The 24779-nt window shown below is 73.4% G+C and carries 26 protein-coding genes and 1 pseudogene; 11 read left to right on the top strand and 16 right to left on the bottom strand.

Annotated features, from left to right (window positions below):
- Positions 1-17: 17 nt before the first annotated feature.
- From AMK13_RS15360 to AMK13_RS15325, 8 genes are all read right to left on the bottom strand, one after another.
- The gene (locus AMK13_RS15360; RefSeq protein ID WP_074002675.1) at positions 18-839 is read right to left on the bottom strand and encodes a hypothetical protein; all 822 of its coding nucleotides are present in this window, start codon (positions 837-839) and stop codon (positions 18-20) included.
- 96 nt (positions 840-935) lie between these two features.
- Positions 936-1238: a hypothetical protein gene (locus AMK13_RS15355; protein ID WP_049652574.1), complete on the bottom strand. Its 303-nt coding sequence runs from the start codon at positions 1236-1238 to the stop codon at positions 936-938.
- A 124-nt stretch (positions 1239-1362) separates the two neighbouring features.
- Positions 1363-2313, bottom strand: coding sequence for an SDR family NAD(P)-dependent oxidoreductase (locus AMK13_RS15350; RefSeq protein WP_074002674.1), 951 nt, complete (start codon positions 2311-2313; stop codon positions 1363-1365).
- Positions 2314-2437: 124 nt separating this feature from the next.
- Positions 2438-2926 (bottom strand): hypothetical protein, encoded by a 489-nt coding sequence (locus AMK13_RS15345; RefSeq protein WP_074002673.1) that lies wholly within the window; start codon positions 2924-2926, stop codon positions 2438-2440.
- A 154-nt stretch (positions 2927-3080) separates the two neighbouring features.
- A complete protein-coding gene (locus AMK13_RS15340) occupies positions 3081-3806 on the bottom strand; it encodes a prolyl oligopeptidase family serine peptidase (protein WP_074002672.1) in 726 nt (241 codons plus the stop codon).
- A 90-nt stretch (positions 3807-3896) separates the two neighbouring features.
- Positions 3897-4508: a hypothetical protein gene (locus AMK13_RS15335; RefSeq protein ID WP_074002671.1), complete on the bottom strand. Its 612-nt coding sequence runs from the start codon at positions 4506-4508 to the stop codon at positions 3897-3899.
- A 142-nt stretch (positions 4509-4650) separates the two neighbouring features.
- Positions 4651-5349, bottom strand: a complete 699-nt coding sequence (locus AMK13_RS15330) for a response regulator (RefSeq protein ID WP_074002670.1) — start codon at positions 5347-5349, stop codon at positions 4651-4653.
- Positions 5346-6599 carry a sensor histidine kinase gene (locus AMK13_RS15325; protein ID WP_074002669.1) on the bottom strand — a complete coding sequence of 418 codons (1254 nt, stop codon included), beginning with the start codon at positions 6597-6599 and terminating at the stop codon, positions 5346-5348. The genes AMK13_RS15330 and AMK13_RS15325 overlap by 4 nt, the downstream gene beginning before the upstream one ends.
- Positions 6600-6762: 163 nt before the next feature.
- Between AMK13_RS15325 and AMK13_RS15320 the strand changes: the two genes are divergently transcribed.
- The 3 genes from AMK13_RS15320 (at position 6763) to AMK13_RS15310 (ending at position 9260) form a co-directional block, all read left to right on the top strand.
- On the top strand, positions 6763-7707 hold the full coding sequence (locus AMK13_RS15320; RefSeq protein ID WP_074002668.1) for an ABC transporter ATP-binding protein: 945 nt from the start codon (positions 6763-6765) through the stop codon (positions 7705-7707).
- The gene (locus AMK13_RS15315; RefSeq protein ID WP_074002667.1) at positions 7704-8486 is read left to right on the top strand and encodes a hypothetical protein; all 783 of its coding nucleotides are present in this window, start codon (positions 7704-7706) and stop codon (positions 8484-8486) included. Before AMK13_RS15320 ends, AMK13_RS15315 begins: the two co-directional genes overlap by 4 nt.
- 126 nt (positions 8487-8612) lie before the next feature.
- On the top strand, positions 8613-9260 hold the full coding sequence (locus tag AMK13_RS15310; protein ID WP_074002666.1) for a 2'-5' RNA ligase family protein: 648 nt from the start codon (positions 8613-8615) through the stop codon (positions 9258-9260).
- Between the two features lie 73 nt (positions 9261-9333).
- Here the strand turns inward: AMK13_RS15310 and AMK13_RS15305 are convergent, their stop codons facing one another.
- Positions 9334-10236 (bottom strand): dihydrodipicolinate synthase family protein, encoded by a 903-nt coding sequence (locus tag AMK13_RS15305; RefSeq protein WP_074002665.1) that lies wholly within the window; start codon positions 10234-10236, stop codon positions 9334-9336.
- Entirely contained in the window at positions 10236-11033 is a 798-nt protein-coding gene (locus AMK13_RS15300) for an aldolase (protein WP_074002664.1), read from the bottom strand. Before AMK13_RS15300 ends, AMK13_RS15305 begins: the two co-directional genes overlap by 1 nt.
- A gap of 279 nt (positions 11034-11312) precedes the next feature.
- Between AMK13_RS15300 and AMK13_RS15295 the strand changes: the two genes are divergently transcribed.
- Positions 11313-11894, top strand: coding sequence for a helix-turn-helix domain-containing protein (locus AMK13_RS15295; RefSeq protein ID WP_074002663.1), 582 nt, complete (start codon positions 11313-11315; stop codon positions 11892-11894).
- 132 nt (positions 11895-12026) lie between these two features.
- Here AMK13_RS15295 and AMK13_RS15290 read toward each other — a convergent pair whose 3' ends face one another.
- Positions 12027-12839 carry a hypothetical protein gene (locus tag AMK13_RS15290; RefSeq protein ID WP_143204543.1) on the bottom strand — a complete coding sequence of 271 codons (813 nt, stop codon included), beginning with the start codon at positions 12837-12839 and terminating at the stop codon, positions 12027-12029.
- Between the two features lie 536 nt (positions 12840-13375).
- Between AMK13_RS15290 and AMK13_RS15285 the strand changes: the two genes are divergently transcribed.
- Positions 13376-15313, top strand: a complete 1938-nt coding sequence (locus tag AMK13_RS15285) for an ABC transporter ATP-binding protein (protein WP_074002661.1) — start codon at positions 13376-13378, stop codon at positions 15311-15313.
- Positions 15314-15380: 67 nt separating this feature from the next.
- Here AMK13_RS15285 and AMK13_RS15280 read toward each other — a convergent pair whose 3' ends face one another.
- Complete coding sequence (locus AMK13_RS15280) at positions 15381-16220, bottom strand: SDR family oxidoreductase (protein ID WP_074002660.1); 840 nt, start codon at positions 16218-16220, stop codon at positions 15381-15383.
- A gap of 94 nt (positions 16221-16314) precedes the next feature.
- Between AMK13_RS15280 and AMK13_RS15275 the strand changes: the two genes are divergently transcribed.
- The 3 genes from AMK13_RS15275 to AMK13_RS15265 all read left to right on the top strand — a co-directional run bounded on the left by AMK13_RS15275 (position 16315) and on the right by AMK13_RS15265 (position 18878).
- Positions 16315-16680 (top strand): winged helix-turn-helix transcriptional regulator, encoded by a 366-nt coding sequence (locus AMK13_RS15275; RefSeq protein WP_049649118.1) that lies wholly within the window; start codon positions 16315-16317, stop codon positions 16678-16680.
- Between the two features lie 158 nt (positions 16681-16838).
- Complete coding sequence (locus AMK13_RS15270; protein WP_074002659.1) at positions 16839-18293, top strand: eCIS core domain-containing protein; 1455 nt, start codon at positions 16839-16841, stop codon at positions 18291-18293.
- 174 nt (positions 18294-18467) lie between these two features.
- A complete protein-coding gene (locus AMK13_RS15265) occupies positions 18468-18878 on the top strand; it encodes a hypothetical protein (protein ID WP_074002658.1) in 411 nt (136 codons plus the stop codon).
- A gap of 316 nt (positions 18879-19194) precedes the next feature.
- On the opposite strand, the gene AMK13_RS15260 is transcribed toward AMK13_RS15265, so the two are convergent.
- On the bottom strand, positions 19195-19653 hold the full coding sequence (locus tag AMK13_RS15260) for a hypothetical protein (RefSeq protein ID WP_074002657.1): 459 nt from the start codon (positions 19651-19653) through the stop codon (positions 19195-19197).
- Between the two features lie 468 nt (positions 19654-20121).
- Here AMK13_RS15260 and AMK13_RS15255 point away from each other — a divergent pair, with 468 nt between their 5' ends.
- Both AMK13_RS15255 and AMK13_RS46290 read left to right on the top strand, forming a co-directional pair.
- Positions 20122-20712 carry an isochorismatase family protein gene (locus tag AMK13_RS15255; RefSeq protein WP_049649126.1) on the top strand — a complete coding sequence of 197 codons (591 nt, stop codon included), beginning with the start codon at positions 20122-20124 and terminating at the stop codon, positions 20710-20712.
- 377 nt (positions 20713-21089) lie between these two features.
- Complete coding sequence (locus tag AMK13_RS46290; RefSeq protein ID WP_443333952.1) at positions 21090-21659, top strand: ADP-ribosyltransferase; 570 nt, start codon at positions 21090-21092, stop codon at positions 21657-21659.
- 116 nt (positions 21660-21775) lie between these two features.
- Here AMK13_RS46290 and AMK13_RS15245 read toward each other — a convergent pair whose 3' ends face one another.
- Together AMK13_RS15245 and AMK13_RS15240 are read right to left on the bottom strand one after the other, a co-directional pair.
- The gene (locus AMK13_RS15245; protein WP_241852896.1) at positions 21776-22384 is read right to left on the bottom strand and encodes a recombinase family protein; all 609 of its coding nucleotides are present in this window, start codon (positions 22382-22384) and stop codon (positions 21776-21778) included.
- A gap of 10 nt (positions 22385-22394) precedes the next feature.
- A complete protein-coding gene (locus tag AMK13_RS15240; RefSeq protein WP_241852895.1) occupies positions 22395-23201 on the bottom strand; it encodes an AraC family transcriptional regulator in 807 nt (268 codons plus the stop codon).
- A gap of 153 nt (positions 23202-23354) precedes the next feature.
- Here AMK13_RS15240 and merB point away from each other — a divergent pair, with 153 nt between their 5' ends.
- On the top strand, positions 23355-24062 hold the full coding sequence (gene merB / locus AMK13_RS15235; RefSeq protein WP_074002655.1) for an organomercurial lyase: 708 nt from the start codon (positions 23355-23357) through the stop codon (positions 24060-24062).
- A gap of 178 nt (positions 24063-24240) precedes the next feature.
- Here the strand turns inward: merB and AMK13_RS15230 are convergent.
- Positions 24241-24636: pseudogene (locus tag AMK13_RS15230) on the bottom strand (Tn3 family transposase); the annotation flags it as partial.
- Positions 24637-24779: the final 143 nt, after the last annotated feature.

Below are 24779 nucleotides of genomic sequence, written 5' to 3'. Positions count from 1 at the left end.
GGCGTACGCGGTCGGGGTCAGTCCAGGAAGCGGTGCAGCGAGTCCGCCATGGCCCGGACGAAGCCCTCCCGGACCTCCTCGGCGACCAGGTCGAGGGAGAGGTAGGGGTTGAGGTCCTCCAGCTCGACCAGGAGCAGGCGCCCGTCCGGCGCGCGGCAGGCGTCCACCCGCTGGATCCCGTGGGCGAGCGTGTTCCAGTCGACGAAGCCGCGGGCGAACGCGAGGTCGGCGGCGCTCGGCTCGTACGGCTCCAGGACCCAGCGCCGGGCCGGGTCGGGCGTGTGGAGGGCGTACTGGAAGGCGTCGTCCACGAAGTAGAACGAGACCTCGTACCGGAAGTCGATCCGCGGCTGGACCAGCACCTCGCCCCACTCGACGCCGTCCAGCTCCTCGCGGGTGAGGAAGCGCAGGCCTATGCTGTCGGCGCCCTCCTCGGGCTTGACCGCGTAGCGCTCGGCGGCGGGCAGCCGGTCGAGGTCCTGCGGCCGGTCGACGGTGGGGATGACCGGGTGGCCCGACGCGGTCAGGTCCAGCAGGTACCGCTTCCCGGCCATGTCGCCCCGCCCGGTCAGCGGGTTGTAGACGCGTACGCCGTCGGCCAGCGCCTGGGAGCGGAACCGGGCGTACTCCTCCCGGTAGTGCAGCACCGGGCCGCTGTTGCGCACCACGACCCCGTCGAAGCGGCCCATCAGGGACCGGGCGTCGAGCGGGTGGCACAGGGCCAGGTCGAAGTGCTCCCGCAGCCGGGAGGTGAGGAGGACGTCCTCGTCGCCGTAGCGCCGGCCGCGGGCGGGGTAGGCCAGGTCGGTCACGTACAGCAGGCTGGGCCGGTCGGGCACGGGGACTCCCTCGGTCGGTGGTGAGGGAGCGAATCTACCGGCCGACCGGAATCCCGCCGTCCCCGCCGCCTGTCCGTACGGCGTCCGCGCGTCGGCTCAGGCTTGGAAGGTCCATTCGTTCACCAGGTCGAGGTTGCGGAACACCGGCGGCCCGTCGCACAGGGCGGCGGCCCGCGCGGCGAACTCCGAGGTCTCAGGGCGGTCGGAGTTCCGCATCGCCGCCTCGTGCGAGGGGAACTCCACGATGTTCAGGTACACGTTCTCGCCGTCGCGGTCACGGGTCTGCAGCGAGCGGGTCGCCAGCCGGTGGCCCGCGTTCTTCTCGACCCAGCTGTCGAGCAGGGCGTTGAACTCGTCGATCCGACTCGTCCGGTACTCGATGATCTGGATGAACCTCACGGGTCAACCTCCTCGGCTCCGCGCGGGGCAGCCGGCCGCCCCCTCCAGGGTCCCCCCGGCGCGCGTGCCCTGTCACCTCCTGGGATGGACGGGCACCGGGGGAGCCGCTGGGACGAAGCCGCCGCTACAGGAGGGCCAGGTCGGGCTCGACGCCGGCCGCTTCGCAGCTGGCGTCCCACAGGCGTGCGGCGAGGGCCGGATCGGTCATGTGGGCGCGGACCGGCTCCAGCTCGGGTGCGCCGCGCAGGCCGAAGGCCCTGGGCCCCCACAGCTGTCCGCCCTGCACCCGCGGGTCCAGGACGGCCCGGACGATCGGCCAGGCCCCGCGGTCCTTGCCCTGGAGCAGCAGCCCGGCGGGCGCGCCCCGCAGCCGGCTGCCGCGGGTCGCCGCGTGCACCCCCGGGCGGGCCGGGGTCAGCGAGTCCAGGGCGCCGCCGGGATGCGCGACCAGGCTGAGCACGGTGCTGCCGCGGGCGTGCAGGCGGCGGTCGAGCTCGAAGGCGAAGGACATCTGCGCCAGCTTCGACCGGCCGTAGGCGCGCTTCGGGCGGTAGTCCCGGGCCGACTGGAGGTCGTCCGGGTCCAGCCGCTCGGAGCGCGCCGCGAAGCTGCCCACCGTCACGACCCGGGCGGCGGGCGCCGCGGACAGCAGCGGCGCCAGGGCCCGGGTCAGCGCGACGTGCCCCAGGTGGTTGACCCCGAACATCAGCTCGTGGCCGTCCTTCGTCGTGCACCGCGGCGGATCGTCGAGCGCTACACCGGCGTTGTGGACCACCGCGTCGAGGCGGTCGAGTCCGAGACCGTCCGCGGCGGTCCGCACGGACGCCAGGTCGGCGAGGTCCAGCCGGAGGTGGCGCAGCCGCGCGCCGGGGACGCGGGAGCGGATCGAGGCCATGGCGGCCGAGGCCTTCGCCCCGTCCCGGCTCCCGAGCACCACGACGGCCCCGGTCCCGGCGAGCTGCTCCGCGACGAAGTAGCCGATCCCGGCGTTGCCCCCGGTGACCAGGAAGGACCTGCCGGCGGCGGAGGGCAGCCGGTGGACGTCCCACGGCGGGCTGGGGTGGGTGGAGGACATGACGGGGGCTCCTTCGGCTCGGGCGGTGCGTCGTCGGCGACGCACCGCCCGGCCAATGAACAACGCGCCACCCACAGACCGCTGATGGATCACCGTCACCACCGGCAGACCGCCGGCACCGTGCCTAGTACAGGTCGGAGCTGCGGATCGTCGCCCAGCTGATGCTCCGGCCGCCGCTGGGGTTGACGAAGACGACCTTGAGGCCGCCGAGGGCGGAGACCGCGAGGCTGGCGTTCGCGAGGGAGCTGGGCTTGAAGGTGTCGGCGCTCCAGCAGGGGTGGCTGTTGACGTCGTAGACGACGAAGTTCCCGTCGCCCTGCATGATCGCCTTGTAGCCGCAGCCCCAGGTCTTGGGCGCCTGCCACACGGCGTGGACGAGACTCGGGTCCTGGTAGGCCCGGTAGAGGACGAGGTTGCCGTCGTTCTGCAGGACCAGCTGGGTGTCGCCCGCCTCGATGTGGCCGCCGCGGTAGAGGATGCCGGGCTCGTTCAGGTACGCGCTGGGCGGGCCGTCGGCGTGCGCGGTCCCCGCCGACGCCACCGTCCCGACCAGGGCCAGCATGCCGGCCGCGATCCCGAGCACGGTGTGCCGCAGCTTCTTCGTCGTCTTCATGTCCCCGTGTGCCTCTCTCGTCCGTTCGCGCCCGTGAGCGTGTGGGGCGCGCTCTGCGGGATCGATCGTGCGTGACGGCGGTAGACAGACGATCAACGCCCAGGTGGACCGGTGTCAGCCGAGGGCCCTGGGCGAGCGGATCCCGGCCATAGGCCTAAGCGGGTTCCACGTGGCTGTCCGCGGTGGGCGCGGTGGGGGTGGGGACCGTTCGGAGGGTGGGATCGCCGGGGCGGGACTGGGCGAGCAGCCAGTCGTAGACCTCGGGGTCGTCGTACGTCCGGGTCCAGGAGTCGTGGCCGACGCCCGGGTAGCGGGTGAACCGCACCGGGCCGCCCAGTGCGCGCAGCGCGTCGACCAGGCGCTCGGTGTGCGAGACCGGGATGACCTCGTCCTCCTCGCCGTGGAAGGTCCAGACGGGGACGGCGGTCAGGCGCGGTGCGGACTCCCGCAGCCAGGAGCCGCAGACCGGTACGGCGGCGGCGAACCGGCGCGGGTACCGGGCGGCGAGCGCCCACGAGCCGGTGCCGCCCATGCTGAGGCCGGTCACATACCGGCGGTCCGGATCGATCCGGACCTCCCGCTCCACCTCCGCCAGGAGGGCGGCGAGGCTGCTCAGCTCCGCCACCCAGGAACTGTGGGCCGGGCACTGGGGGGCCAGCACCACGAACGGCAGCCGCGCCCCCTCGGCGATCTGCCGGACCGGGCCGTGCGCGGCCAGGACCGCCGGGTCCTCGCCGCGCTCCAGGGCGCCGTGCAGGAAGAGCAGCAGCGGCCACTGCCCGGGCCCGTCCTGGTAACCGTCCGGCAGCGACAGCAGGTACCCCAGGTCGTTGCCGTCGTCGTCGACGGCGAACCGGCGGTGCTGGAACGGTGCGGACATGGGTTTCCTCCCGGACGCCGGGTCAGGGGCGGGGCCGCCCCCGTCACCTGTACCCGGTCGGCGCCCCGGTATCGCCCGGTGGCGGCCGCGTCAGGAGGTGGTCCGGGCGGTGCAGGTGCCGAGCTGGTCGCCGGGCCGGAGGGTGCCGTCGCCGAAGGTCTGGTTCATGACGGTGGCGAACTCGGGCAGGACGCTCATCCAGATGTCGGAGAGCGCGAGGTTGACGCGCGGCGGCAGGACGGACTGCACGTCCGGGCTGATCCGGGGCCGGGTGGGGATGTTGTACACCGGGAGGCGGGTGCCGGCGGGGTCGCTGCTGGTCTGCACGACGAAGGTGCTGTCGCCGGAGAGGCTGCCTTCGAGGTTCGAGACCTGCACGTAGCGGCCGGAGGCGTCGGTCAGGGTGAAGCCGCCCTTGGCCGCCGTCCGGATGTAGACGGAGTTCGCCAGGGTGACGGGGTTGCCGACGGAGGTGAGGTCGATGGTGACCGTCCCGGTTGCGTCGACGTCCCGGAAGGACGCGGCGTTGCCGCCGGGCGTCAGGGCCTTGAAGGTGATGCCGGGCTTCGCCCAGGTGAGCGTGCACTCGGCGCTGCCGGTGGCCATGTTCAGGGTGACGGGGGCGCCCGCGAAGGCGACGTGGGCGAGGGCTATGGTGCCGACGAGGCCCGCGGCGAGCGCGGCGACGGTTTTCGGGGACATCTGCGGGGACTCCTGGTGTGGCGGGTGGCTCCCCCCGGGCTCCCAGCGTTCCGGGCCCGCTGACGGGCGGCAAACCCGCTGCGCCGAGTAGCGTCATCACCCACCGTCACGGGTGGCGGGGTCCAGGAGCCCGGGGCGGGTGTCAGGCGACCAGGGCCGCCCGGTAGGCGGTGATCACCAGGTGGACGCGGTCGCGGGCGGCGAGCTTCGCCAGCAGGTGGCCGACGTGGGTCTTGACCGTGCCCGTGCTGACGCACAGCCGCTCGGCGATCTCGGTGTTGGTGAGCCCGCGGCCGATCAGCGTGAGCACCTCCAACTCCCGTCCGGTGACGGCCTGGAGGACCCGCTGCCGCTCGCCGTCGCGGTCCGCCGGCGGTTCGGCGGGGCCGGTGGAGGCGGCGGTGAACGCGCGGATCAGCCGGCGGGTGACGCTCGGGGCGAGCAGCGCCTCCCCGGCGGCGACCACCCGGATCGCGGTCAGCAGGTCCTCGGGCGGGGTGGACTTGAGCAGGAAGCCGGAGGCTCCGGCGCGCAGCGCGCCGTAGATGTACTCGTCCAGGTCGAAGGTGGTGAGGACGAGGATCCGTACGCCGCTCTCGGCGGTGATCCGCCGGGTGGCCGCGAGGCCGTCGGTGCCCGGCATCCGGATGTCCATCAGGGCCACGTCCGGGTGCTCGGTGCGGGCCAGCCGGACGGCCTGCGCGCCGTCGGCGGCCTCGCCCACCACGGTGAACCCGTCGGCGGCGGCCACGATCCCGGCCAGGCCGGCCCGGACCAGCGCCTGGTCGTCGGCGACCACGACCCGGACCGGCGGGGCGGGGCGCTCCCCGGCCGCCGTCATGACGCGGCCTCGACCGCGGCCTCGGCCAGCGGCAGGACGGCCCGGACCCGGAAGCCGCCGTCCGGGCCCGGCCCGGCCTCCAGGCGGCCCCGGTACAGGCCGACCCGTTCGGCGATCCCGGCCAGGCCGTGCCCCTCGCCTGTCCCGGCACCGTTCAGGGTGCCGCACCCGGGGTCGGTCACCTCCAGCACCAACCGGTCCTCCTCGTACGCCACGTCCACCCGGGCCGAGTCGGTGCCCGCGTGCCTCGCCACGTTGGTCAGCGCCTCCTGGACGATCCGGAACGCCGACAGCTCGACGCCGTCCGACAGCGTCCGGACCCGGCCGCCGACCCGCAGCTCGACCCGCACCCCGGCCTCCGCGCTGCTGGCCACCAGCCGTTCCAGGTCGGCGAGTCGGGGCGCGGGGGCGAACTCGGCGCCCGCTCCACGGTCGGCGCCTTCGGCCGGGGCCCCGCGCAGGACGGTGAGCAGACCGCGCATCTCCACCATCGCGTCCCGGCTCACCGCCTGGATGGCGTCCAGTGCCTGCTCGGCCTTCGCCGGATCCCGGCCGATCACGAAACGGCCGTACCCCGCCTGGACGTTGACCACGCTCATGCTGTGCGCGATCACGTCGTGCAGCTCCCGGGCCAGCCGGATCCGCTCCTCGGCGAGCTCCTCCGCGAGCTCGGCCCTGGCGAGGTCCAGCTGGTGGCGGCGCAGCTCCGCCCCGTACGCGCGGTAGCGGGCCGCCGCGCTGCCGAGCGCCCAGGCGGTGACGACCGCCAGCGCGGCGAACACCAGGTTGTTCCACAGCTCCCGCGAGCCGAACCCGCTCAGCCCGGCGCCCACCAGCCCGAACGCCAGCGCGGCCGCGCCGACCCGCGGCGCGCCGACCGCCGCGACCAGGTAGACCGTCATCGCGGCGGCGAGCACCACCTGGAACCCGGCCAGGTTGGCGATGGTCAGCCGTCCGGCCACCGCCACGACCACCACCCAGGCGGCGAACACCACCCCGGCGGCGGCCGCCGGCGCGAGCCGCCGCAGGCCCGCCGCCGCGCCGACGACGACCACGCACCCCAGCACCGTCACCAGCTCGGCCGTGGTCGGCTCGGCGTAGCCCCGGTGGTGCGGATCGAACACCCGGTAGGCGTCCAGCACCCGCAGCCAGGTGAGCACGGTCAGGGCCAGGGAGACCGCCAGGTCGACCAGAACCCAGTGGCCCGGGCGGAGCCTTCCGGTCACCGGCGGGCGCGGGATGTCGGACATCGCCCCAGGCTAGCGGCGGCCCGCCGCCGGGGCATCGCCCCCCAGGCCTACGACCACGGGCAGAGACCGGCCCCGTCCGATGCCGGGATTCCGCCCACGGTGGGAGGCCGGGCCCCCGGTGCGGACGGGAGCGTGGAGGCACGCCACAAGGAAAGGCAGCACGATGATCGAGGTACGCGACCTCAGCAAGCGCTACGGCGGCACCCTCGCCGTGGACGGACTCACCTTCACCGTCCGCCCCGGCCGGGTCACCGGCTTCCTCGGACCGAACGGCTCCGGCAAGTCCACCACCCTGCGGATGATCCTCGGCCTGGACGCCCCGACCGCGGGGCGGGCCACTGTCAACGGCCGCCCGTACGCCTCGCTGCGCCACCCGCTGCGCGAGGTCGGCGCGCTGCTGGACGCCGGTGCCGTCCACCCCGCCCGCTCCGCCCGCCACCACCTGCTCGGCCTCGCCGTCACCAACGGCATCGGCCCCCGCCGGGTCCGCGAGGTGCTGGAACTCACCGGTCTGGCGACGGCGGCCCGGCGCCGGGCCGGGCGCTTCTCGCTCGGCATGAAGCAGCGCCTGGGCATCGCCGCCGCCCTGCTCGGCGACCCGCCCGTCCTGCTGCTCGACGAACCCGTCAACGGACTGGACCCGGAAGGCGTCCAGTGGATCCGCACCCTCCTGCGCGACCTCGCCGCCGAAGGACGGACCGTCCTGCTCTCCTCGCACCTGATGAGCGAAACGGCCCTCACCGCCGACCACCTGGTGGTCATCGGGCGCGGACGGCTCGTCGCGGACCGCTCGACGGCCGACTTCCTCGCCGAGCACGCCCGCACCGACGTCCTGGTGCGCTGCGCCCGCCCGGCGGAGCTGGCCCGGCTGCTGCGCGCGGCCGGGGCGGCCTCCGTCGGCGAGGAGCCCGCCGGAGCGCTGGCCGTCGTCGGCCTGGAGCCGTCCGCCATCGGCGAGCTGGCCGCCGGGCACGGTATCGGTGTCCACGAACTCACCGTCCGGCAGGCCTCGTTGGAGCAGGCCTTCATGGACGCCGTCGGCGGCGCGGTCGACCACCGGGCCACCTCCACGTCTTCCGTCACGACTCCCGGAAAGAGGACCGCATGAGCACCGCACCGACCACCCGGGGCGCCCTGGCCGGGGAGTGGGTCAAGCTGCGCAGCGTCCGCGCGACCCGGCTCGCGGCGGCCGTGGCCCTGGCCGCCGCGCTGTTCATCGGCCTGATCGACTACGCGAGCGCGGCCGACAACTGGGCCTCCTGGAGCGCCGAGCAACGCGAGCGCTTCGACCCGGTCCGCTACGGCTTCTCCGGCGGCTTCTACGTCGCGGTGCTGGCCGTCGGCACCCTGGGCACGCTGGCCGCCTCCAGCGAGTACACCACCGGCCAGATCCGCACCACCCTCGCGGCCGTGCCCCGGCGCGGCCAGGTGCTCGTCGCCAAAGCCCTGGTGGTCGGCGGGGTTTCGGCGCTGCTCGGGCAGCTGCTCGCCTTCCTGACCTTCCTGCTCGGTCGGCGCGTCCTGAGCGGCCGGCACCTCGCCGTCCCGCTCGGCGCCCCCGGCGTGGCGCGCGCCGTGGTCGGCTGCGGCCTGTTCCTGTCCGCCTTCGCCCTGCTCGGCCTCGCGCTCGGCTTCGTCCTGCGCCACACGGCGGGCGCGGTCGCCGCCCTGTTCGGCCTGTTCTTCCTCTCCCCGATGCTGCTGGCACCGCTCGGCGACGGGGTGTCACGGTTCGGCCTGCAGAGCGTCTTCGAAGGCCTCGGCACCACGGTCGCGTCGGCGGGCGCCGACCGCCTCGGCCCGGTCGGCTGCTTCGCCGCCCTGGCCGGCTACCTCGCCGTCGCCTTCACCCTGGCCGCCCTCGGCCTGTCCCGCCGGGACGCCTGACGCCGGGGCCGGTACGGAGCGGGGGATCCGCCCGTACGCTGAACCCCGTCGTACGGTCGACAGCCTCACCCCGGACGGGCCGCCGTCCCGCCGGGCCGCCACCGACCCCGATCAGCAGGAGGCGACGTGAAAGCGTTCCACCCGACCTTCGGACAGCGGCCCTGGCCGGACGGCCTGCGCGCCCTCCAGGTGTACGCCCTGCCCGACCTGCCGGCGGGCTCGGCCCTGCACACGCTCCTCGCCGGCCTGCGCGAGGCCCTGGCCGGCTTTCCCGTCCTGCCGGTGCCGGACGAGCGGACGCACATCACCCTCGACATGCTCACCTCCGCCCCGGCGGACGCCGTCACCGACGCCGAACGCCGTGACCTCGCCGACCGGCTGCGGGCCGCGGTGGCCGGGAGCGGGCCGATCGCCCTCCAGGCCGGCTCGCCGCTCGCCTACCGCACCGGCGTCCGCCTCGACCTCCACCCCGACGGCGACCTCGCCGCCCTCCAGCACCGCGTCCGCGGCGCCGTCCACCGGGTCTTCGGCCCCGACTCCACCGCGTACCCGCTCGGCGTGCTCCACACCACCGCCGCCTACGCGGCCGCCGACACCGACAGCGACGAGCTGGCGCAGGCCATCCACCGGGTCCGGCCCGGCCACGCCCCGTTCACCGTGAACCGGATCATCGTCAACGAGGTGTTCTGGCGGCGCGTCCCGGTGCCCGGTACGGACCTGCCGGGGTGGCGGATCTGCTGGGACACCGTCGCCACCGTCCGGCTCGACCAGTAGGCCCTGGTGGTGCCGGCTCCCCTGTGCGGGGACGGGTGTCCTCGTACAGGGGAGCCGGTGGGGGCGGGCACCGTCAGGCGGCGGAGGGCGGGAGGAGGCCGGTGAGCAGCTCCCGCAGCTGCGCCGTCTCCTCCGGGGGCAGCGGCAGCAGCGGCGGCCGGGGCGGCCCGGCGGGGCGGTTCCGGATCTCCAGGCCCGCCTTGACGGTCCGGGGGAGGCCGTGCCGGACGATGAACCGCAGGAAGGGCAGCAGCTCCCGCAACAGCGCGTCCGCGCGCTCCTGCTGTCCGCCGACGGCCGCGGCGTGGAGCTCCAGCACCGGCTGCGGGACGAGGCAGGGGGCGGCCGTGCACCAGCCGGCGGCTCCGGCGCGGAAGGCGTCCAGGGCGAGCGGGTTGCTGCCGTTGTAGACGGACAGCTCTCCGTCGGACAGCTCCCGGATGGCGCGGAAGCGGGACACCTCGCCCGAACTCTCCTTGACCATGGTGAGGTTGGGGATCTTCCGGGCGAGCGCGACCACCGTCTCCGGACGCAGGTCCACGCCGCTGGTGCCGGGGTTGTTGTAGAGCATCATCGGCAGGTCGGTGGCGCGGGCCACCTCGTCGTAGTGCCGGGCGAGTTCGTCCTCGGTCAGCTTCCAGTACACCTGGGGCACCACCATGATCGCGGTGGCGCCGTGGCGGGCGGCCACCCGGGCGCGGCGGACGGTGCCCTCGGTGCTCCAGTGGGAGACGCCGACGAGGGTGGGCACCCGCCCGGCCACCGCGTCCAGGGTGGTCTCGCAGACCGCGTCCCACTCCTTCCCGGTCAGGTAGGCGCTCTCGCCGGTGCTGCCCAGCGGGGCGACGGCGTGGCTGCCGGCGGCGACCAGGTCGCCGGTGAGCCCGCGCAGTGCGGCCAGGTCGACCTCGCCGGTGGCGGCGTCGAAGGGGGTGACCGGGTAGGAGATGATGCCCTGCAGGGGCGGATTGGCCATCAGAGGTCCACCTGTCCGTTGACGCAGTCGGGGTGAGTGCGCAGTGCCTTGCGCGCGTAGTACGCGAAGTTCGCCCGGCTGCGCCGGTCGGTGGAGGTCCAGTCGTGGGCCTCGCGGGCGAGCGCCGGGTCCAGGGGCTGGATGGTCCCCGCCGACATCGCCAGCAGTTGCAGGCGGGCGGCCCGCTCGATGAGCAGCGCCAGGGTGCACGCCTCCTCGATCGTGGAGCCGGTCACCAGCTGGCCGTGGTGGGCCAGCAGGACGGCCCGCTTGTCGCCGAGGGCGGCGGTGATGATCTCGCCCTCCTCGTTGCCGACCGGCACGCCCGGCCAGTCCTTGAGGAAGGCGCAGTCGTCGTACAGCGGTGTGGTGTCCATGTGGGAGACCACCAGCGGGACTTCGAGCATGGCCAGTGCGGCGGTGTGCAGCGGGTGGGTGTGGATGACGCAGTTGACGTCCGGGCGCGCCCGGTAGATCCAGGAGTGGAAGCGGTTGGCGGGGTTGGGCATGCCCGTGCCCTCCAGGACCTCCAGGTCCTCGTTCACCAGGAGCAGGTTGTCCTCGGTGATCTCGTCGAAGCCCAGGCCCAGGCGCTGGGTGTAGTAGGTGCCCGGCTCGCGCCCGCGGGAGCTGATCTGCCCGGCGAGCCCCGAGTCGTGGCCGCCGTCGTACGCGATCCGGCAGGTGAGCGCCAGCTTCTGGCGCGTGGTCAGTGTCGAGTCCCCGAAGTGCCGGTCCATCTGCCGCGCGGCGCGGTCGACGAGGACGTCCTTCGAGTCCCGCAGGGTGTTCGCCATGTGTGTGCTCCGGTTCTCCGGCCTCGCCCCGGCGGCCAGGCCTGTGTCCGGAGCCGTGGCTCCGGAGGAAACATTGTTTACCATAGGACACAAGGTTTCCTGCGACAAGGGCGGCAAGGGCGACAGGGGCGGGGAGGGCGGCACGGGTCGCGAGGGTGGGCGGGGCGACGGCCGGCGGGCGGGGCCTCCCGGGCGCACCGGCGGCGCCGCGGCGTAGCATGGCCCGCCAGAGGACACGGTGTGTCATCGGAGGTGGATGGCACGGGAGAGGAAGAACTAGTGATCAACCGGGTGCGGCAGCTGCGCAAGGAACGGCTGATGACCCTGGAGGCGCTGGCCGAGCGGTCCGGCGTCACCAAGAGCTACCTGTCGAAGGTCGAACGCGGCCAGAGCGTTCCCTCGATCGCCGTGTGCGCCTCCCTCGCCAAGGCCCTCGAAGTCCCCCTGGACAGCCTCTTCGCCGAGGCCGAGGAGCTGAGCGAGGTCACCGTCACCCGGGCCGCGGAGCGCCAGGCCCTGACCGCCCCGGACGAGCCCGGCACCCGCTACGAGGGGATGGCGCTCGACGCCGGCGCCAAGGGCATGACCCCGTTCATGCTCTACCCGCCGCTCGACGACGGCCCCGCCCCGTTCCGGGACCACCCCGGCGAGGAGTTCGTCTTCGTCCACGAGGGACGGGTCGAACTGGTCCTCCCGTCGCGCGCGATCACGCTCGACCCGGGCGACTGCGTCTACCTCAAGGCCACCACGCCCCACCGGCTGCGCTCGCTGGGGGCCCGGCGCGCCACGGTGCTCCTGCTGGTCTCCAGCGACCACGGGGCTCCGGACGACGCCCGGCCCCCGTACTCCCGGCTGCCCTGAGCCGCGGCGGGCGCGCCTGTCCGGGCTCGCGCTCCGCCGCGGGCGGTGACGCCGAGGTCGCCGCCGGCGCCACCGCCCCGGGGGCTCGTCGTCCCGGGCGGGCGGGCCGACTACCCGGCGCTCATCCGACGCTCACCTGGCCGTCTTCGACAGCGGCATCGCCAGCTGCATGAGGTTGGGCAGCCGGCCGAGGATGTTGTCGCCGCTGAGGAACAGCAGCCGGTCGCCGAGCCGCGTCACCACGATCTCCTCGCTGTGGTACGGGCCTTGGGGCACCTTCCTGACGTCGACGGCCTCGTCGCCGAGCCCCGGCACCGGCTGCAGCGTCACGGTCAGCGGAATCGCCTTCCCGTCGATCCCCTTGCCGGTGAAGGACTTGCAGCGGTCCGCGTACGCCCGGATCTCGCCGAGCAGCTTGGCCGCGTCGCCGGCGTGGTAGGCGCCCAGGTAGACCTCGACCCTGTTCTCGCCGTCGTAGACCTCGTTCGTCGCGCCCGAGGCCCTGTAGTCCAGGGAGAGGACGCTTCCGGCGAGGCGCATCTGGGTGCACGGCTCCTGGGGCAGGACCGGCTTGGCCGGCTCCTCCAGGACGTAGGTGCCGGAGTCGTTCTCGCTGCCGTTGCCCTCGATCCGCCACCCGGCGGGCAGCGTGGCGGCGGTCGGCAGCAGCTCGCGCAGGGCGGCTCCGGTGGGGATCGGCGGGCCGGTCGGCGTACTGCTGGGCGAGCCGAACGCCGGGGCGCCGGACGCCTGGAGCGTCGGCGTGGACGTCGGGGCGGCACCCGGGGAGCCGGCGCCGCCCGAGGTCGCGGACGGTTTGTCGGGGACGGCTCCCGGGCCGGTTCCCGACCCCGCTCCGGGGTCGGAGGAGCACCCGGCGACGACGGCCGCGGCCATCGCGGCCGCGCCGACCACGAGGGGAATCCTGACGTTGTTTCGGACCATGGACACAAGAACCCTTCCGCACAAGCTCACTGACGGTGAGCATCGTGCCCGATCCAGTTGGCCCGGGACATGAGTATCCGTACTCAACTCCTGCCGCCCCACCCGCCTCAGGAGCCTGGCGGCGCGGCATCCCCTCGGGCGGCAGACCAGCCGAACGGGTGAATCCGGCGACGCCCGTCCGCCGCCCGTCCGCTTGGCATGTGCGCTGAACCATGCCCGGAACGTGCTCGAAAAGTCCCCGTTCGACCCGGGCTCGCCCGGAGGCGAATCCACTTGAACGCCGCGCTCGAACAGCACCATCATCGGACGCCCAGCCGCCCGTAACGACTCCGTCGGACCGGTCAACTCGGCCTGAGGAAAGGCCACTTGAGCTTTCCTGTCGGCCGGGACCGGTGAGTCCGCACGTCCGCGCACCGCTCCGCTCCTGGAGGATCTGTGGCCTGTTCCCCCGCCCCGTCGATCCACGTCCCACCCGTCCCCGGGGCCCTGGCGGCCCGCCTGCCGCTGGCCCCCGCCCCGCTCGAGGAGGCGAACGCTTGAGCACCACGACGGCGTCGGCCGAGGCCGCCGACGAGGAACTGCAGTGGCTCGCCGACGGACGCCGCATCGAGGCGATCGAGGCGATCAGCGTCAGCGCGATGGCCCGCCGCCTGCCCGCGCTCGTCGTCCGCGCCTTCCGCCTCGGCTGGCGCATCGACCGCACCTCCGTCGCGCTGCTCCTGACCTGCCAGGCCGTCTCCGCGGTGCTCGGCGCGGCCGGCCTGCTCGCGACCACCGGCACCATCTCGGCCCTGTTCGGCCCGGGGCAGGTCGGCGACAAGCTCACCCGCGCGGCGCCGTCGATCCTGGTCATCGCGGCGGCGGCCGGCGCCCGCTCCCTGCTGGGCATCACGATCCGGACCATCACCATCCACCTGTCGCCCCGCATCTCCCGGGAGGCGGAGGCCGCGGTGCTGCGCGCCACCGTGGCGGCCGAACTGACCGCCTACGACCACGCCGGCTACAACGACGAACTGGAGGCCGCCGACCGCGGCGCCGAGGTCTGCGTGGACATCGTCGGAGAGGCGCAGAACCTGCTCGCCTCCCTCGCCTCGCTCCTCGGCGCGGCCGGCGTGCTGACCGTGCTCCACCCCGCCCTCCTGCCGCTGCTGGTGCTGGCGGCGCTGCCCCAGGGCATCGCGTCGGTGCACGCCGCCCGGGTGCAGTTCCTGGCGAACCGGGCGGCCGTCGGCGACCGCCGGATCATGGCGAACCTGCGCTGGTACATCCACCTCAAGCGCAACGCCGACCAGGTCCGCTCCGACACCATGGGCGAGTTCCTGCTCGTCAAGTACGACCAGGTCGGCCGGCGGCTGGACGCCACGTCGCGCCGCGCGGCGATGCAGAGCGCCCGGGTGTCGGTGATCGGGGCCGCCGCCTCCGGCCTCGGCACCGCGGTGGTGTGGGCGGCGATGCTGTGGCTGGTCAGCACCGGCCGGATGAGCCTGCCGCGCGGCGGAGCGGCGGTGTTCGCCCTGACCGCTGTCAGTACCAGCCTGCGCGGCATCGTCGGCTACGGCGCGGACCTCTTCCGCACCGGCATGTACCTGGACGACTGGTCGAGCTTCCTCGACACCGCCGGCGGCCACCGGCCCAAGCGCGGCACCGGGACGCCCGAGGCCCCGCGCCGGATCGCGGTGGAGAACCTCGACTACGCCTACCCCGCCTCCGACCGCAAGGCGCTGGACGGGGTGAACCTGCACGTCGAACGCGGCGAGATCCTGGCCCTGGTGGGGGAGAACGGCTCCGGCAAGACCACCCTCTCCAAGCTCCTGGCAGGGCTCTACCTGCCCGACGCCGGAGCGGTGCGCTGGGACGCGGCCGACACCCGCGACCTCGACCCGCACGCCCTGTGGCGCCAGGTCGCCGTCGTCCCCCAGGACTACGCCCGCTGGCCGCTGACCTGCCGCGAGAACATCACCCTGGGCCAGCCCACCGCCGAGGGCGACGCGGCGGTGCTGCGCGCCGCCGACGCCTCCGGGGCGGCCGACGTCGTCGCCCGGCTCCGCCGGGGCCTGTCCACCCTGCTCGCGGTGGAGTGGATGGGCGGCGAGGAGCTGTCCGGCGGCCAGTGGCAGCGGCTGGCCATCGCCCGTGCGTTCCACCGCGAGGCCGGGCTGCTCGTCCTGGACGAGCCGACCGCCGCCCTCGACCCGCGCGCCGAGCACAGGATCTTCCAGAACCTGCGGGCGGTCGCGCGGGAGCGGGCGGTCGTCCTGGTCACCCACCGGCTCACCAACGTGGCCGTCGCCGACCGGATCGTCGTCCTGGAGGACGGAAAGGTCCTCCAGGAGGGCACGTTCGCGGAGCTGGTGGCCGAGGAGGGCGGCCGGTTCAGGGAACTGTGGGACCTGCAGAACGAGCGCACCGGCCTCCCAGCCCAGCGTGGAGGTGCCGCGGTCCGGTGCGCTGTGCCGGAGGAGGACGCGTCGTGAAGTCCCGCATCCGGTAACGGTAGTGGACCGACAGGCCCTGGACGTTCCGGCGGTGCCGAAACCGGGTTCAGCGGAACGCGGCGGCGTGCCGGGCGGCCCAGTCGGCGAAGCTGCGCGGGGCGGTGCCGAGGACCCGCCGCACGTCCGGGCTGACGCGCAGCTCGGCGGGGTTCGGAGAGCCGAGGATGTCCAGGGTGTCCTCGGCGAGCTCCACCGGCATGCTCCGGGCCATGGCGGCCCCGGCCTCCTCGCGGGTGAGGTCGTGGAACCGCACCGGCGTGCCCAGCGCGGCGGCGACGGCCTCCGCCTGCCGGCGCGGGGTGATCACCTCCGGACCGGTCAGCTCGTACACGGCGCCGGTGTGCCGGTCGTCCACCAGGCAGGCCGCCGCGACCTCGGCGATGTCCGCCGGGTCGACGATCGGCACACCGATGTCGCCGAAGGGGGCGGCGACGACCCGGTGCGCGCGGACGGACTCGGCCCACCACAGGGCGTTGGAGGCGAAGCCGCCCGGCCGCAGGATGCTCCAGTCCAGTCCGGAGTCCCGCAGCGCGTCCTCCACCGCGCGCATCGCGATCCGCGTCGGGCCGAAGGGCCTGGTCGCCACGCCCTGGGAGGAGAGCAGGACGATCCGGCGGACCCCGCCGGCCGCGGCTCGGCCGATGATGTCGGCCGGGCCGGCTCCGGCGGCGTGCAGGTCGCCGGACAGCAGCAGGAACAGCGCCTCCGCCCCGGCCAGCGCCGGTGCGAGGCCGGCCGGATCGGCCAGGTCGGCCGCCACGTGGCGGACACCGTCCGGCACGGGCGCCGCGTGCCGCGACACCGCCGTCACCGGCAGGCCCGCCTTCGCCAGCGCCCGCGTCAGCGGTCGGCCCACATTCCCGGTAGCCCCGGTCACCACGATCATGGTCAGCTCCTTTTGCCCGATGGACTCTGTGGCCTTCACGCTAGGAGCGGCGGCTAACCCTTGGTAAGGACGTACCTTGACGTAAGCTCAGGACATGGAGGTAGGTGCGCAGGACAAGCAGGCCGAAACCGGGCGGCGGTATGAGGTGTTTCACACCGACTGCCCCGCGCGCGACATGGTCGACCACGTGACCAGCAGGTGGGGCATCTGGGTGCTGATCTCCCTGCGGGCCAACGACCTCCGGTTCTACGAGCTGCGCGAGAGCATCCAGGGCATCAGCGAGAAGATGCTCGCCCAGACCCTGCGCGCGCTGGTCCAGGACGGCCTGGTCTGGCGGAAGGTCGAGCCGACGACGCCGCCCCAGGTCACCTACGGGCTGACCGAGTTCGGCCGGGACCTCGGCGAGCCGCTGGAGGACCTGTTCGGCCGGATCACCCGACGGCTGCCGCCGCGCGGCTGACGGTTCGCCCGGGTCGGGCTCGGCCGTCGGTGCTCGTCGGGACGGACGTGTTGCCCGTACGGGCAGTGCATCGTGCCCTCGCGCCCCTTACCCGCGACCGCCGCACCGGGTATGTAGGGGGAACACCACGAAACTGCCGTCCACACGAGCGGAGTTCCATGCACGCGCACGAGCCGACGAAGGACGAGAAGCAGCCGCAGCGCACCCCCAGGAGCGCGGCCACACGGTCCGGGGAGGCCCCGGGCAGCCAGGCGCCCGACGAGCTCCTCGGGCTGCAGCGCACCGTCGGCAACGCGGCCGTCGTCCGGATGCTCCAGCGGAGCGGGCACGGGCACCGGCACGGCGCGGGCTGCGGCCACCAGCCGCCCGTGGAGGAGCCGGTGCAGCGCTCCGCCGTGCACGACGTGCTGCGCATGCCGGGCAGGCCGCTGGACGAACCGCTGCGGCGGGACATGGAATCCCGCTTCGGCGCCGACTTCTCCGACGTCCGTCTGCACACCGGCTCCGCGGCCCGCGACTCCGCCGCCGAGGTGGGCGCCCGCGCCTACACCTCCGGCAGCCATGTCGTCATCGGCGACGGCGGCGCTGACAAGCACACCCTCGCCCATGAGTTGACGCACGTCATCCAGCAGCGCCAGGGTCCGGTGGCCGGTACGGACAACGGGTCCGGGCTGAGCGTCTCCGACCCCGGGGACCGCTTCGAGCGCGAGGCCGAGGCCAACGCGGTCCGGGTGATGAGCCGGATGCCCGAGCAGAGCGACCACGGCCTCGAAGAAGCCCCCCTCCAGCGGAAGGCGGACACCACGGCCAGGGGTACGGCGCGCGCCGCCGCCGGCGCGACGGCCGTCCAGCGCTACGCCCAGGTCACCACCGAGGAGTTGGGGCCCGCACGGGTCTCGCAGAACGGCCTCTACCTCCTGACCGCCGATCCCGGGGCGGACACCACCGTCATCTGGGTAGCGGAGGGCGCCCCGGCGCCCCGGTACTGCAAGGCCACCGGGCAGAGCGGGCAGATCGCGGGACGCACGTACGCGGAGTACGAGCCGAAGACGTCCTTCCTCGCGGACTGTGCCCACACCGCCGAGGAGATCATGCACCGGCAGCGGCTGGCCCTCGGGCAGGACGCCAGCGAATTCGCCCTGGGCGGCCACCAGTTCGGCCTGGGCGACGCGGAGAACGCGCAGGGAGCGACGGCCTACGCGAACGCCCGGCCCGGCGGCCCGAACGCGAACGGCGAGGAACGGCCGGGCACCGGCCAGGCGTTCGCCATCGTGGAGACCGCGTGGGACGAGGACTTCGAGCACCCCGACAACACCAGCGGGTGGCCCTACCACGTGGCGGCGGTCGTCGCCGAGGACGGCGACGACCGGATCACCGTGGAGCAGGCCGCAGACGGCAACGACGCCAAGGCCCGGCAAGGGTACGAGGGCATCGTCGACATGTATACGGCGGGCACGGACCCGACCAACGGGCAGGCGCTGCCGCACAGTTTCCATGGGCGGAACACCGGCGGCCCGGTGCAGCACTTCTCGGCCGGCGCGATCACCGTCATCCTCCAGCCGATCAACGTGGGTGCTCTGAACAAGGAGGGCGGCAGCCGGAAGCTCATGTGATCCGGCCTGTCTGCCCTGATCCTGATGGCGAACTCGCCTGCTGTTACAAGGAAGTGACGTTCCGTCCACAACCGACGTGCCGAGCGGGGCGTCCCTATAGGTGACAGAGCCCGAGTCACGTCGATCGCATCGATCGGGCCTCGGGCCGAACCCTCCTGTGAAAGGAGTGCACCCGTGATCATCTCCAAGCGGAACTCCCTGCGCCTGGCCGCCGTGGCCACCCTCAGCGCGCTCACCGTCGGGCTGGCGGGCACCGCCATGGCGGCCACCCCGGCCGTCCAGCCCGTGTCCGCCGCCCAGTCGGCCGCCGCGCAGGCCGGCATCACCGCCAAGCCGTCGGTCTCCTCCGTCCAGGCGTGGCAGCTCTTCCGGGTCACCGGCACGACCACCGGCCTCAAGGCCGGAAGCACGGTGACCCTCCAGCAGAAGCAGCACGGCGCGTGGGTCACCCTGCCCGCCTCCGTCCACACCAACAGCAAGGGTTCCTACTCGCTCGGCGTGAAGCTCGGCATCAAGGGCCTGAACGAGCTGCGCATCGTCAGCGGCAGCACCGCCTCGCCCGTGTTCACCGTCACGGTGCGCTGACCCGCACTCCACGACGCCGACCCGCACGGCGTGCCGAGGCGGCCCGGCCCTGAGGCCGGGTAGCCGGATCGGTGCCGTGCGGGTCCTGGCGTGCTCGTACGGCCCGGTATCGGGGGATGCCCGGGCCGTACAAGGCGGACGCCGCTCGAGCGGGAGGCGGTGGTGCCGCGCTGTCGCAGGTCCTCTGGATGGGTGTACCGAGTGCGTCGAACAGGCCGAGGGCCAGGCGCAGTTCGTTTCCGGCCCGGGGCGGGTGGCTCCTGGTGTGCCGCCCGTCCCGGGCCGCGAGTCGCGGAGAAGAGGGCCGTGACCGGTGTCAGCGCACGGTGACGGTGAAGACCGGGGAGGCGGCGTCCCCGCTGACGATGCGCAGCTCGTTCAGGCCCGTGATGCCGAGCTTCACACCGAGCGAGTAGGCGCCGCTGCTGGTCGTGGGCACCGAGGCGGGCAGGGTGACCCACGCGCCGTTCTGCTTCTGCTGCAGGGTCACCGTGCTCCCCGCCTTGAGCCCGGTGGTCGTGCCGGTGACCCGGAACAGTTCCCACGCCTGGACCGTGGTGACCGACGGCTTGGCGGTGATGGTGGCCTGCGTGGCCGCCGCCTGCGGGGTGGCGGGCTGGGGCGTGGCGGGCGGCGCGGTGACGGACGGCCCGGCGGGCGAGGGGTCGGTGGCGGTGGGGCCGGCCGCCAGGGCGGTGCCCGCCAGGCCGAGGGCGAGGGTGCTGAGGGTGGCCACGGCGGCCAGGCGCAGGCGGTTCCGCTTGGAGACGATCACGGGTACCCCTTTCCGGGGGAGGTGGTTGCTCGCCCGAAGGCGTGGATGCCGCGATTCGGGCTCTGCCATCTGTGGGGACGTCCTGGGCCGCCCATCGATCATGGGCGAATTGTCACCGGATAGTAACAGTCAGCGATCAAACCGGGTCGGAAGGCGACCGGGGCGCGCTCACTTCACAACAGTACGGAGCGCGGTCGGCGGCCATGACCGAAAGGTCGGAACTGCCCCGTAGTGAACCGCTGTTGACCACTTCTGATTGCTGATGGCCATGAATGCGCCGATCCGCCCGGAATCCCCGCAGGTGCCCCCGACGGCCCGGTCCACAGCGGGTCCGGTTCCCGTCCGGGTGAGCGGAGCCGCCCCTCCGAGGTTGCGCGGCCCGGGTGAACATCGCGTACGGGAGGCGCGGGCCGCCGTCCGGCAGGGCACGGGTGGGGGACCGAGACTCCCGTGAGAAAGGCCTGTGCCGTGGGGCGTGCACTGATCGTCGTCGATGTGCAGAAGGACTTCTGCGAGGGTGGGGCCGTTCCGGTCGGAGGCGGTGCCGGGCGGGCCCGCGCCATCGCCGAGCTCGTCGAACGCACCGCCGGCCGCGAGTACACGCACGTCGTCGCCACCCGCGACCACCACCTCGACCCGGGCGGCCACTTCTCCGACCACCCGGACTTCAAGGACTCCTTCCCCGTGCACTGCGTCGTCGGCACCGAAGGGGGCGAGTTCCACCCCGACTTCGCGCCCACGGCCGAGACGATCGTGGACGAGGTCTTCTACAAGGGCGCGCACTCCGCCTCCAAGAGCGGTTTCGAGGGCTTCACCTCGGACGGGACCGCCCTCGCGGACTGGCTGCGCGCACGGAACGTCACCGAGGTGGACGTGGTCGGCATCGCCACCGACCACTGCGTGAAGGCCACCGCGCTCGACGGCGTACGGGCCGACTTCGCCGTCCGGGTCCTGCTCGACTACACCGCGGGCGTCGCCGCCGACACCACCGCCCGGGCCGTCGCCGAACTCGGCCGGTCCGGTGTCGAGTTGACCGGTGAGCCGGTCGTCGTCGGCTGACGGTGGGGAGGCGGGTCCGCCGTGGAGCGCGCCCGCCCGATCCACGCGGACCGGGACGCCTGAAGGCGTCCACCAAAGCCGCTGACACGCCCTCGATCGGGTGAGTTGCGGTACCCCCGGGGCAGCGGGCGGCCAGGGTAACGGCCGTGATCAACATTCGAATCCGCACGGCCGCCGGCGCGGTCGCCCTCGCCTGCGCCGTCGTGCTCACCCCCGAGAGCCTGGCCGCCGCCGCCCCCGCTGCCCAGGCCGACGCCGCCCCGTTCCGCTGTCTCGACCCCAGCGGGGAGGCGCTCTGGAGCGGCCCCCAGTGCGACGGCGTCATCGTCCGTGAACTCGGCACCGAAGCCGTCGCCATCGTCCTGGACGGCCGGCGCATCGACTTCGCCGACGAAGCCGAACTGCGCGCCGACGACTGCGCCGACCGGCCCGCCGTCACCCTCCCCGCCAGCACCTTCGAGAGCATCCCGGAGGGCCCGGACCCGCTGTACGCCGCCGTGGACCGCCGGGTGGACGTACCCCGGATCACCCCCACACCGCACTGGCGCAAGAACTGCCACCCGCTCTTCCGCTCGGACGGCCGCGACCCGTCCGTCATCTTCGAGCAGGGCTTCGCGCCGAAGGACACCGTCAACGGCCAGTACGACATCACCAGTTACGTCCTGCAGAACCAGCCCTCGCCGTTCGTCAGCACCACCTACGACCCCGAGCTGTACAAGAAGTGGAAGAAGGTGCCCTGGGACTACTTCATCGACGCCCCCGGCGGCATCGACGTCAACGCGACCATCGGCGACCAGCACCAGTACGCCGACCAGGTGGAGGTCGCGTTCCCCGGCGGCGTGGACCGGCACTTCATCAGCCGGGCCTGCCCGGTCGACCGGGCCACCGCCTCCCTGGTCGAGTCCGGCTGCGTGGACAACCCGAACTACCAGCCCTGGCTGCACTGACCCGCCCGCAGTCCGCCGCCGACCGGCCGCCCGAGGGGTGTGGCGCGCCGCCACGGTACTCCCGGAAGTGGCCCCGGTGTCCCAGCTCGGACACCAGCCGCAAAGTAGCGGGGTGATCACATGCTCGCCGCCGTGGCGGCCTGCTCGTCGTGTTCGCGGAGCATCCGCATGACGGTGGCGGGTGAGGGGTGCCGGCCCTTCTTCGCCCCGATGGTGATGACGAGCCGCTTGGCGATATCGCGCAGGCTCATGTCCTGGTCGCGGAGGTGGAGGGCCATGGACAGTATGGAGCCGTCGGTGACGCCCGCACCGCCGATGGTCTTGCCGCGCTTGCGGGCGGACTCGTGGCCTTCGAGGGTGCGGTCGCGGATGTACTCGCGCTCCATGCCGGACATGGCCGCGAGCACGGTGAACACGATGCCGGAGGGGTCGTGTGAGCCCTTCAACTCCCCGGTGAGGAACTCCAGGCCGACGTTGCTGGCCTTGAGCTCTTCGGCGAGCATGGCGAGTTCGATGCCGCGGCCGAGCCGCTTGTGCTCGTGGACGACGAGGGTCACGGCGACGCCGGAGGAGCGGATCTCTCCGGCGAGCTTCACGGCGGCCTCCAGCTCGGGCCGGCGGGTGGCGCGGGTGGAGATCTTCTCCGAGAAGACCCGGGTCACCCCGGCCTCGGCGAGGGAGTCGAGCTGTGCGTCGAGGGACTGCCGGGCGGCGCGGTGTTTCACGAGCGACCACCTATGAAACACGCCCTGGCCACGGCCGCTGGCCTCCTCTGTGGAGCGCCGTGCGGTAGGCGGCTGGGGTGACGCCGTAGGTGCGGGTGAACCATCGGGTGAGGTGGGCCTGGTCCGCGAAGCCGGCCTCGGCGGCCACCGTCGCCGGCGCCGTGCCCTCGGCCAGGAGCGCACGGGCTCGGCGCAATCGCAGATCGCGCTGGTAGTCGCTGGGTGCGAAGCCGTACGCCGTGCGGAAGCCCCGGTAGAGCGCGAAACGGCTGCACCCGGCCGCCCGGGCCAGCTCGTCGGCGCCGACGTTCTCGGCGAAGCGCTGCCGCAGCAGATCGCGGGCCCGTGCCATCGCGGCCAGGTCCACCCGGCCCCGCTGGTCCGGAACCGGCGCGGACCGCGTCGCGGCACGGCGGGTCAGAGCCAGCACGGAGGCAGCGAGGCGTTCCTCGACGATCAGCCGGGATGCGTTCTCGGCGACCGCGGTATGGAGGCGGGCCACCGCTCGGGCGAGGGCCGGGTCGTCCACCACCGGAGTGTCGAAGAGTGGCAGCCCGGCGTCGCCGGGCGCCGCGTCGGCGAGGACCTCCCGGACAAGACCTTCGCCGAGGTGCAGCATCCGGTAGCGGTAGCCGTGCTGGACCGCCGACCGCCCGTCGTGGGGATCGTCCGGATTGAACGCCATGACCAGCCCGGCCGCGCTGACGTGCCGCCCTCCCCTGCACACGAACGACTGCGCGCCGTCGTCGGTGACGCCGAACGAGTACGTGTCGTGGGCGTGCATCGGATACGCGTACCGCTCGAAGCGGGCGTCCATGGCCTCCAGCGCAAGCCCGGGAACCCGCCAGTAGGCGGCGCGCTCCCCGGCAGACGTCATGTCCCCAGTGTGCCGCACGAGCGTTCAAGCCCCCGCGCGCTTCCACGGCGCACGCTGGACACCAGCACCTCGACCAGCGAAGGAACCAGGGGAATGACCGAGAACGCCTCAGCAGCACCGACGAGCCTTCACGCCACGGAGCGGGTCCGCCTGGCCGTCTACCACGGATTCGCCCGCACCGGACACGCTCCGAGCGTGCCGGAACTCGCCGCACTCACCGGAGTCGCCCCCGATCAGGTGCGCCAGGAACTGCGCGCCCTTCACGCAAGCCACGACGTGGTCCTGGACCCGCAGGACGACGACCAGGTCGTGATGGCCCACCCCTTCGCGTCCGTGCCGCTCGGCTTCTCCGTCATGGGGACACACACCCTGTGGTGGGGCGGCTGCGCCTGGGACTCGTTCGCCATGCCCCACCTGCTCAAGGACGAGCCCGACGTCCTGGTCGCCACGCGCTGCCCGGCCTGCGACACCCCGCACGCCTGGGTGGTCGGCCGGGAGGCACCCCCGAAGGGCGATCAGGTCGCCCATTTCCTCACCCCCATGCACCGGGCCTGGGACGACGTCGTGCACACCTGCGGCAACCAGCGCCTGTTCTGCTCCACCGACTGCGTCGACACCTGGCTGCGGAAGACGGGCCAGGAACGCGGCTATGTCATGGATCTGGGCACCCTGTGGCGCTTCGCCGGCGACTGGTACACCGGACGCCTGGACCCGGGCTACACCCGCCGCGACCCTGCTGCCGCCAGCGCCTACTTCGCCGAGGTCGGCCTGCACGGCTCCTTCTGGGGACTGCCCGACTGAGGCCTGGCTCCTCCTGCCGCCCCCCTGAAACGGGGCGACGAGCTGTGTGACCTCTCGCCGCCCGGTCCGACTCTGCTCGACACGGCTGCGTGCGGCGTCCGCACCCGTCGGATCGGTCAACCCGACAAGTGTGTCCGGGCGACCGATTGGTCGGCGGTGCCGGCCGGCAGGCGTTGTTCCGCTCGACGTGCCAGTAGATCATCACGCCGTCGCCGCCGTAGCGGGCGTGGTACTCGGTCATGAAGTTCGAGGACCAGGACCCGAACTTCTTCGAGTCCGACGCGCACGCGGTGCCTTGCCCCCACCATGCGGTGTCGCGGGCGGCGAAGGTGGAGTTCACCAGCCTGGTGACGGCGGCCCGCAGGTTGTCGACGGTGATGAAGTGCCGCAGTGCGGCCTCGCTCTCGCCATGCTCGCCGGTCGCCACGATCGCCCGGATGCCCATGTTCGTGCCCAGCGCGAAGAGGGCCAGCAGGAGGCGGCGCTGGAGGACGTCACGCTCGATGCGCTCGTACGCGGCTACCGAGGAAAACTCCTCGGTGAAACCGGTCAGGAAGTCGGCGCTCTTCAGCACGTCCAGCACGTCCAGGACGCCCCAGCGGCGTGCGAGCTCCTCCTTGAGGGCCGCCAGGCCGGTGGGCTCGGCCAGCGGCTCTCGTCCCGCTACCCACGACCTACTTCGCGGCTGGTGTCTGAGCTAGGGCCTGTGTGATGTTG

Origin of the sequence: Streptomyces sp. CB02056 (assembly GCF_001905545.1) — a bacterium.
In the GTDB taxonomy this organism is placed as follows: domain Bacteria; phylum Actinomycetota; class Actinomycetes; order Streptomycetales; family Streptomycetaceae; genus Kitasatospora.
Note: the sequence above shows the minus strand (reverse complement) of the source record. Positions and strands in the feature narration are given on the sequence as shown.